This window comes from Paractinoplanes globisporus DSM 43857 (genome assembly GCF_000379645.1).
GTDB classification, from domain to species: domain Bacteria; phylum Actinomycetota; class Actinomycetes; order Mycobacteriales; family Micromonosporaceae; genus Actinoplanes; species Actinoplanes globisporus.
This window is the reverse complement of the sequence record NZ_KB903350.1, coordinates 83588-91424: the sequence shown is the minus strand read 5'-3', so window position 1 is coordinate 91424 and position 7837 is coordinate 83588. Positions and strand designations below refer to the sequence as shown.

The 7837-nt window shown below is 71.0% G+C and carries 8 protein-coding genes; 1 reads left to right on the top strand and 7 read right to left on the bottom strand.

Translation table 11 applies throughout. The features are described from left to right. Positions 1-130: 130 nt before the first annotated feature. The 5 genes from A3CQ_RS0144840 to A3CQ_RS0144820 all read right to left on the bottom strand — a co-directional run bounded on the left by A3CQ_RS0144840 (position 131) and on the right by A3CQ_RS0144820 (position 4448). On the bottom strand, positions 131-1201 hold the full coding sequence (locus A3CQ_RS0144840; RefSeq protein ID WP_020517512.1) for a DUF3616 domain-containing protein: 1071 nt from the start codon (positions 1199-1201) through the stop codon (positions 131-133). Positions 1202-1245: 44 nt separating this feature from the next. After that, positions 1246-2631 carry a M20/M25/M40 family metallo-hydrolase gene (locus A3CQ_RS0144835; protein WP_020517511.1) on the bottom strand — a complete coding sequence of 462 codons (1386 nt, stop codon included), beginning with the start codon at positions 2629-2631 and terminating at the stop codon, positions 1246-1248. An 80-nt stretch (positions 2632-2711) separates the two neighbouring features. Beyond that, a complete protein-coding gene (locus A3CQ_RS0144830) occupies positions 2712-3284 on the bottom strand; it encodes a hypothetical protein (protein WP_026206896.1) in 573 nt (190 codons plus the stop codon). Positions 3285-3401: 117 nt separating this feature from the next. Next, positions 3402-3731 carry a nucleoside triphosphate pyrophosphohydrolase family protein gene (locus tag A3CQ_RS0144825; RefSeq protein ID WP_020517510.1) on the bottom strand — a complete coding sequence of 110 codons (330 nt, stop codon included), beginning with the start codon at positions 3729-3731 and terminating at the stop codon, positions 3402-3404. A gap of 18 nt (positions 3732-3749) precedes the next feature. After that, entirely contained in the window at positions 3750-4448 is a 699-nt protein-coding gene (locus A3CQ_RS0144820) for a SanA/YdcF family protein (protein ID WP_020517509.1), read from the bottom strand. Positions 4449-4454: 6 nt separating this feature from the next. On the opposite strand from A3CQ_RS0144820, the gene A3CQ_RS0144815 reads away from it, so the two are divergent. After that, positions 4455-5201 (top strand): GNAT family N-acetyltransferase, encoded by a 747-nt coding sequence (locus tag A3CQ_RS0144815; RefSeq protein ID WP_245577650.1) that lies wholly within the window; start codon positions 4455-4457, stop codon positions 5199-5201. Here A3CQ_RS0144815 and A3CQ_RS0144810 read toward each other — a convergent pair. Both A3CQ_RS0144810 and A3CQ_RS0144805 read right to left on the bottom strand, forming a co-directional pair. Further along, positions 5194-7440: an exo-beta-d-1,3/1,6-glucosidase gene (locus tag A3CQ_RS0144810; RefSeq protein WP_020517507.1), complete on the bottom strand. Its 2247-nt coding sequence runs from the start codon at positions 7438-7440 to the stop codon at positions 5194-5196. The two genes, A3CQ_RS0144815 and A3CQ_RS0144810, sit on opposite strands and share 8 nt — an antisense overlap. Before the next feature lie 113 nt (positions 7441-7553). After that, positions 7554-7787: a hypothetical protein gene (locus tag A3CQ_RS0144805; RefSeq protein WP_040434151.1), complete on the bottom strand. Its 234-nt coding sequence runs from the start codon at positions 7785-7787 to the stop codon at positions 7554-7556. Positions 7788-7837 lie beyond the last annotated feature (50 nt).

The following is a 7837-nucleotide window of genomic DNA, read 5'->3' as shown; positions in this document are numbered from 1 at the left end:
CGCCGACCGTGACGGGCCGCACCGGGCGCGATCAGGCACGGGCTGGGCCATGGCGAGCCAGCTCAGCCGTTCGTCGACCGTGATGGGCCGCACCGCGCGGGGCCACGCGGCGGCCGGGGCGGGCGGGGGGTCAGGCGGGGCGGGGGAGTAGGACTACGTCGGCTATTACGGCGCCGTCGGAGGTCAGGCGGGACTGGGCGGGGCTGTCGTAGACGACCAGGAGGCGGTCGTCGCCGAGCATGCTGATGCCTTCGGCGTGGTCGTCGCCTTCGCCGTAGGAGATGTCCAGTTCGCGGGTGATCAGGGTGTCTCGGACGATGGTGGGGATGTCGGAGCGGGCGGCGTTGTGCCAGCGGTAGATGCGGACCGGGCCGTCCAGGTCCATGGTGGGGCCGGCCAGGATCAGGAGGTCGTCGCCGTGGGGGCACAAGTCGCGGACGCCCAGGCCCTCCAGATCCAGCACGTGTTTGCGGTAGGGGAGGCCGTCGTCGAAGTCGCGTAGGCGAATTTTGTCGGGTTCGTCCTCGTTCACGTAGGGGCGCAGCTCCAGGACGAAGGCCCAGCCGCGCAGGACGGGGCCGCGCAGGCCCAGGTAGACGCGGTCGCCTCGGACGGCTATGCCCTCGATGTCCAGGCCGTTGTCCTTGCCGGGGATCGGCAGGAACGGGCCCAGGTGCTCGTCGTCGCGTAGCAGGGAGCGCAGGTTGTCGCGGCGGCGCAGGGAGGCGGCGCGGTGGCGTTGGCCGTCGACCTCTAGCTCGCGGACCGGGGTCGGCACGCCGTCCACGTCGGCAATCGGCAGGCGTACGAGAATCTGGCGGTTGTCTTGTCCTTCGATTTTTGCCAGGCGCTTCAGAGCGCCCTGGCCCTCGTGCCGTTCCTTGATCTGCTTGCGGCGCAGGCTGTGGGAGCCGATCGCCCACAGGAAGCGGCCGGCGCGGGCCAGGCCCTCGACGTCGGCCTCCTCCTCGGTGTCCTCGCCGGGCAGATCGACGAAGTCGGCCAGGCGGAACGTGGTCTCGCCGCCGAACTCGGCCGCCTTCTCCGGCTGGTCGGCCAGCAGGCGCTCGACGGTCGCGGTCTCGTCGCCGGCGATCCAGAGAACGTGCCCGTCCAGGCGTACGGCGGAAAGGTTGGTGTGGGTGGCGGCGGCGCGCGAGGTCTCCCCGAAGCGCAACCGGACCGTGTAGTCGACCGTCATGGTCATCATGGTGGCACCGGCGGGCGAGTCGCTCAGCCGATCTGTCAGCTTGACGGCTGAGGCGCGGCGGCGGGACTGCGGTTGCCGGCCCGGTCGACCGAGCGGACGCCGAAGAACACGTTGTCCTTGGAGAGGTCGATGGTGACGGTGGTGACGTTGCCGACGGCGCGGCTGTGCTGCCAGTCGGGGGCGGTCGTGTCGCGCCAGAGGATCTCGTAGCCGGCCAGGTCGGGCTCGGGGTTGGGCTGCCAGCGCAGGGTGGTCTGGTTGGTCAGCTGGGTCGTGTCGATCACGACGCCCTTCGGGGTGCCGGGCGCCTGCGACAGCGACCAGAGCGCGGACGCGTTCACCCGGGCCACCCGGGCGATATACGCGAAGTCGCAGAACTCGATGAGATCGCCGAACTGGACGCCGTTCTCGACCCGGACGTCCTGGTGCTCGTGCGCGAAGTTCTCCCGGGGCTCGGTGAAACGGCCGGCCGGGTAGCCGCGCAGCAGGAACGAGATGTGGTCGCTGCCGCGCAGGTAGCGGTCGCGCCGCCAGATCTGCCGTACGGTCATGCCGGTCTGCGGGTTGCTCGCGACGTCGTCGACGAAGCGGCCCAGCTGGCGGGACGCGCCGTCGTTCTCGCCGCCGACGCTCTGCCGGATCGTGGCCTGCGCCGGGGTCTCCGAGGTCGGCACGCCCTCGACGAAGAGGCGGACGGCGTGCGAGTCGTCCCGGGTGCCGTCGTGCGCGTTGCCGGTGCCGACGATGTCGTTGCTGAACATGCCCTGGATGTCGGTGCCGGCGTCCTTGAAGCTCTGGGCCAGGTGGTCGGAGCCGTACAGGCCCTGCTCCTCGCCGGCCACCGCGGCGAACACGATCGTGGCCTCGGGGGAGCGGGTGGCCAGCACCCGGGCCAGTTCCAGCACCACGGCCACGCCCGAGCCGTCGTCGTCGGCGCCCGGCGCGTCGCTGGTCGCGTTCATCACGTCGGTCACGCGGGAGTCGTAGTGACCGGTCACCACGTACACCCGGGAGGGGGTGACGCCGCCACGCAGCGTGGCCACGACGTTGGTGATCCGGGTCGGCACCGGGATCCGGGAGGCGACCGGCTGGATGAACGACTGCAGCTCGACGGTCATCCGGCCGCCCGAGGCCGCCGCGTAACCCTGAAGCTCGGCGAAGATCCAGTCGCGGGCCGCGCCGATGCCGCGCACCGGGTCGTCCTGCACCGACAGCGTGTGCCGGGTGCCGAACGAGACCAGCTTGCGGATCGTCGCCTCGATCCGCTTGGGGTCGATCTCCCGCAGGATCGCGCGCAGCTCGGGCGTGGGGGAGGGCTTGGCGCGCTCCGCCGCCCGCGCCTCACCCGAGACGCCGGCGGCGATGGTCGCCGCGGACACCGTCAGAAACGTTCGCCGAGTCGACTTGGCCATGCCGACCATGCTCGTCTTCCGCCGCCGACATGTCCACGGTTGTCGATATTCCAAAACCGATTGGTGGGTACGCCCCGGCGGGGTTGCCGTCAGGAGGTGGCCGACGGCGCAGGGGAGGCGTCGCTGGGGCTGGGGACGGGGCCGGGGTTGTTGCGGTTGGGCGGGCCCGGGTTGAAGCCGCGGCCGTCGCGGTTGCGGGGACCGGCGCCCGGACCAGCGCCTGGGCCGGGGCCTCGCCAGTCGCCGGGGCCGCGGTCGTTGCGGACGTTGTGGAAGCCGCGGTCGTTGCCGAAATGGGCCACGACCGCGCCCACCGCGACCACACCTGCGCCGCAGATGCAGCCGACCAGCAGGAGGGCGGCGGCGAGCAGCAGCGGGACCCGGCGGTTCCACCAGCGCGGGCCCGCGGGCGGGGGAGGCGCGGCGGCGGGACGCCAGGCCGGCGATCCCTCGTGGGCGGTCGCCGCGCCCGCGGGCTCGGAGGCGGAAGCGGTGGTGGCGGCGGCCGGCTCGGGAGTCGGCGGCGTGGAGGCGGCGACGGGCTCGGGCGCCGGGGCCGGGGCCGGGGTGGCGGGAGTCGCGGGCGTGGCGGCCGTCGCGGGCTCGGAGACCGCCGGGCGCGGCTCGGTGGGCTCGTCGCCCGGAGGGTATTTGTCAGTCATCGAATGCTCCAGGGGAAAGGGGTTCGAGACCAAGGATCCGAGCGGTTCCTGAAAGGAGGGGGCAATGCCGTCTAAGAAACATCTAAGAACTGCCCCCGACCGGCCTGTGAAAACGGCTCAGCGGTTGTCGCCGCTGCCGCCGAGCAGGCCCCGCCCCTGGCGGCTGGCCAGCTTGGCCAGGTTGGTCGTCGCGATGTCGTCCAGCGACAGGTCCAGGTAGTCGGCCAGCACCGCGACGTACCAGAGCACGTCGCCCAGCTCCTTGGCGATGTCGGCGCGGTCTATGCGCGACTCGTCGCTGTCCAGGTCGCGGACCCATTTCTTGAACTTCTCGGCGATCTCGCCGGACTCGCCGACCAGCCCGAGCACCAGGTGGAGCAGTTCGTTTCGCTTGTCGCGGGAAGCGGCGGTGCGCAGGGCGCCGCGCTGGTACTCGTTCAGCTCCATGGCGGGTCAGTATGGCGGTCAGCTGTCGCGGAGGGCGTCGTCCACACCGGGCTCGTGGCGGCCCAGATAGACCGGGTCGCGGTGGGAGAGGGCGTCGATCGCGGCCTTCACGATCGCGCCGCGCTCCCGGAGCACGGAGTGCGCCCACGGCTCCTTGTAGATGCGGACCGAGTCGTCGCCGATGCCGTTCGCGTCGATGCCCTGGTTGCGGCACAGGGTCACGGCCCGGTCGATGTGGTAGCTCTGGGTGACGACGATCGCCCGGCGGACACCGAAGACGCGACGGGCGCGGGCGCACGAGTCGTACGTGTCGAAGCCCGCGTAGTCGAGCACCACCTGGGACGCCGGCACCCCGCGGGCCACCAGGTAGACCTGCATGGCGCCCGGCTCGTCGTAGTCCCAGCGGCTGTGGTCGCCCGACACCAGGATCGCCCGGACCTTGCCCGCGTCGAGCAGGCGTTTCGCGATGTCGAGCCGGGCGGCCAGGAACGGGGACGGCGTGCCGCCCGGGTACACCTCGGCGCCGAGCACGAGCGCGACCGGCGCCGACGGGACGGACTTCTCGTCGTACACGTGCCCGAATGCCGTGGTCTGCACCCAGAGTGAGCAAAGAGACCCGGCGATCACGGCGATGGCGGTCGCGACCGCGCCCCAGAAGCCGAGGCGACGCAGCAGGCGGAATGGCACGCGGCCGACGATGCCAGCCCGTGTCAACATGAGCCCGTGAGCGACGAAAGGCCCAAGGGAAAGCTCGACGAAAGGCCCGACCAAAAGCTTGGCGAACGGATTGACGATCCGGTGGTTCGGTGGGCGGCCGAGCAGCCGGGGGCGCTGATCTGGGAGAGTCCGGCGGCGACCGCGGTGGCCTGCGCGGACCTGAGCCGCAAGGACCGGCTGGCGATCCACGGCGAGCCCGATGCCGTCGCGGCCCTCCTGCGCGACGAGGTGCTGCCGCGGGTCGGACCGACGTTTCGCCCGCTCGGCGGCGAGGAGCTGGTGACCGAGGTGGCCGCGCGCGTGCCCGGCATGGCGGTGGCCGGCCGGTTCGGCTGGATGCAGGTCACGGCGCCGGTGCCCGGGCCCGCAACCGATGCGAGCTGGTTGCCACCCGAGGCGTTGCCGCAGGTCACGGCCCTGATCGACAAGGTCTTTCCTGATTCGTACGCGCGTCCGGGCGGGTCGGGGGTACAACGGTGGGCCGCCATCCGCGGTGATGACGGAACGTTGCTCTCCGTTGCCGCCGACGCATGGTCGACGGAGCGGACCGGCTTCCTGGCCGGTGTGGCCACCCGGACCGACGTCCGTGGCCGTGGACTGGCCCGGCGGGTGTGCACGTTCGTGACGAACGAGCTGATCGCCGGGCGGGACCGGGTGGCGCTGATCGTGGACTACTGGAACGTCGGCGCGCTTACGACGTACGGGAAACTGGGTTTTGATCTCCGGAGGCTCGCGGCCGCGAGTGTCAGCTGATGCGGAAGGGGACGCGGAGCAGGTCTTTCTCTCGTGCGGACGGGCCGACGTGCAGCTCGAAGTCGCCCGGCTCGACGACCCGGCGGCCGTCGGCGGTGACCAGCGAGCAGGCCGAGGCCGGGATCTCGAGGGTGACCGTGACCGACTCGCCGGCCGGCACGGTGACCTGGCGGTAGCCCTTGAGCTCGCGAACCGCCCACGTGACGCTGGTGACGAGGTCGCTGACGTACGCCTGAACTGTCTCCAGCGACGGCCTGGTGCCGGTGTTGCGGAGCGTGACCGACGCCTCGATCGTCCCGTCGTGCCAGATTTGCCGGTCAGAAACTGACAAATCAGAGTATTCGACGGTTGTGTACGACAGGCCCTCGCCGAAGACGAACAGCGGCTCCTGCGTCAGGTCGGCGTAGCGCGTGCCGTGCTGGCCGCGGATCTGGTTGTAGTAGACCGGCTGCTGGCCGACGTGGCGCGGCACCGACAGCGGCATCCGCCCGCTCGGCTCGATCAGGCCCAGCACCAGCTCGGCGAGGGCCCGCCCGCCGCGCATGCCCGGGTTGAACGCCTGGATGATCGCGTCCGCGTTCAGGGCCGACGGCGGCAGCACGCACGGCTTCGAGTCGAGCAGCACCACGATCATCGGGGTCTTGGTGGCCGCGATCGCGTCGAGCAGGGCGATCTGCCCGCCCTGCAGCTCGAGCGTCGCGGTCGACTTGTGCTCGCCGGCCAGGTTGACCGTGTCGCCGACCACCACGACCGCGTAGTCGGCCCGGATCGCGGCGTCGCGGGCCAGCGAGATCAGGTGGTCGTCGACGGGCGCGGCCTGCGAGATCGGCGGCCGGGGCTGCCCGTCGGGGTAGGTCTCGCCGGCCGGGTCGGGCACGAGTCGCTCGATGTCGGCGCCGCGGGCGTGCGTGATGTCCCAGTTGGCGGGGGCGACGTTCTTGAAGCCGTCGAGGACCGTCTCGATCAGTTCGCGCGGGTGGCCGTCGGGCATCCAGTCGACCTGTCCGGAATTTCCGGCCCAGTCGCCCAACTGGGACTGCGGGTCGTCGGCGTTCGGCCCGATGATGGCGATTCGCCGGAACTTCTCATTGGTGAGCGGCAGGACGCCGTTGTTCTTGAGGAGCACCAGTGAGCGCCGGGCGACCTCGAGGTTGAGCTCGGCGTGCGGTGCGATGCCGATGATCTCGCGCTGTCGCTCGGCGTCGGGGGCCCGCGGGTTCTCGAACAGGCCCATCTCGAACTTCAGGCGCAGGATCCGGCGTACGGCGGCGTCGATCTCCTCCTCGGTGAGCAGGCCGCGGGCCACCGCCTCCTGGGCGCCCTCGAAGAAGCCGGGCGTCACCATGACCAGGTCGTTGCCGGCGCGCACCGCGACCGCCGCGGCCTCGGCGTAGTCGGCGCAGACCTTCTGCTCCCAGACGATTCGCCCGACGTTGTCCCAGTCGGTCACCAGCGTGCCGGTGAAGCCCCACTCCTCCTTGAGCACGTCGTTGAGCAGCCAGCGGTTGGCGGTGATCGGCACGCCGTCCATCGACTGGTAGCCCAGCATGAACATCTGGCAGCCCTCGCGGGCGACCCGCTCGAACGGCGGCAGGAACCAGGAGCGCAGCTTGCGCGGGCTGATGTCGGCCTCGCTCGCGTCCCGGCCGCCCTGCGTCTCCGAGTAGCCCGCGAAGTGCTTGGCGGTCGCCAGGATGCCGGTGGGGTCGGCCAGGCCGCCGCCCTGGTACCCGCGGATCATCGCCGAGCCCAGCTCGCCGATCAGGAACGGGTCCTCGCCGAACGTCTCGTCGGTGCGGCCCCAGCGCAGGTCGCGCGAGATGCACAGGACCGGCGAGAAGGTCTGGTGGATGCCGGTGGCGGCCACCTCGAGGGCGGTGACCCGGGCCGCCCGCTCGACCAGAGCCGGGTCCCAGGTCGCCGCCATCGCCAGCTGGGTCGGGAAGATCGTGGCGCCCGGCCAGAACGAGTGGCCGTGGATGCAGTCCTCGGCCGTGAGCAGCGGGATCTGCAGCCGCGTCTTGGCGACCAGGTCGATCGCCTCCAGCATCTTCGCCGGCGAGGTGTGCAGGATCGAGCCGGCCAGCTTCTCGCTGACGATCTCCTTGACGTCGTTGCGGGCGTCCAGCTGGAGCATCTGGCCGACCTTCTCCGGCAAGGTCATGCGGCCGAGCAGGTCGTCGACCCGATGCTCGACGAGCAAGGCCGGGTCCTGGTACGGGAGAAGTTCAGCGGGCACTCGTGCCTCCGGTCGTCACGACCGCGGTGGCACGGTCTGTGGAACGCTAACAACCGAAGTCTTCCAGCCCGGAACCGGTTCCGGCACCCCGGTACGGTTCCGGAACTGTTCACTCAACTATCTGAATCACTTTCATCGATGCTCGGCGCCTCGATACCGGCCGCCTCGATGGCGTCCAGGCGGGCCTCGGCGGCTTCCTTCTCCCGCTCGGCGAGCGTGGCGTACTCGACCAGGACCGAGGGGTCGTCGGTGTCCTCGACGTGGTCGAAGAAGCGCTGAGTGGTGCGGACGGCCTCGGCGTACGCGGCCGCGGCCTCCCGGATCGCAATGATCGTCTTGTCTGCCATGCGGACAGTCATACCACCACGCGACCGTGCCCGTTCGGTCCGAGCGGTTG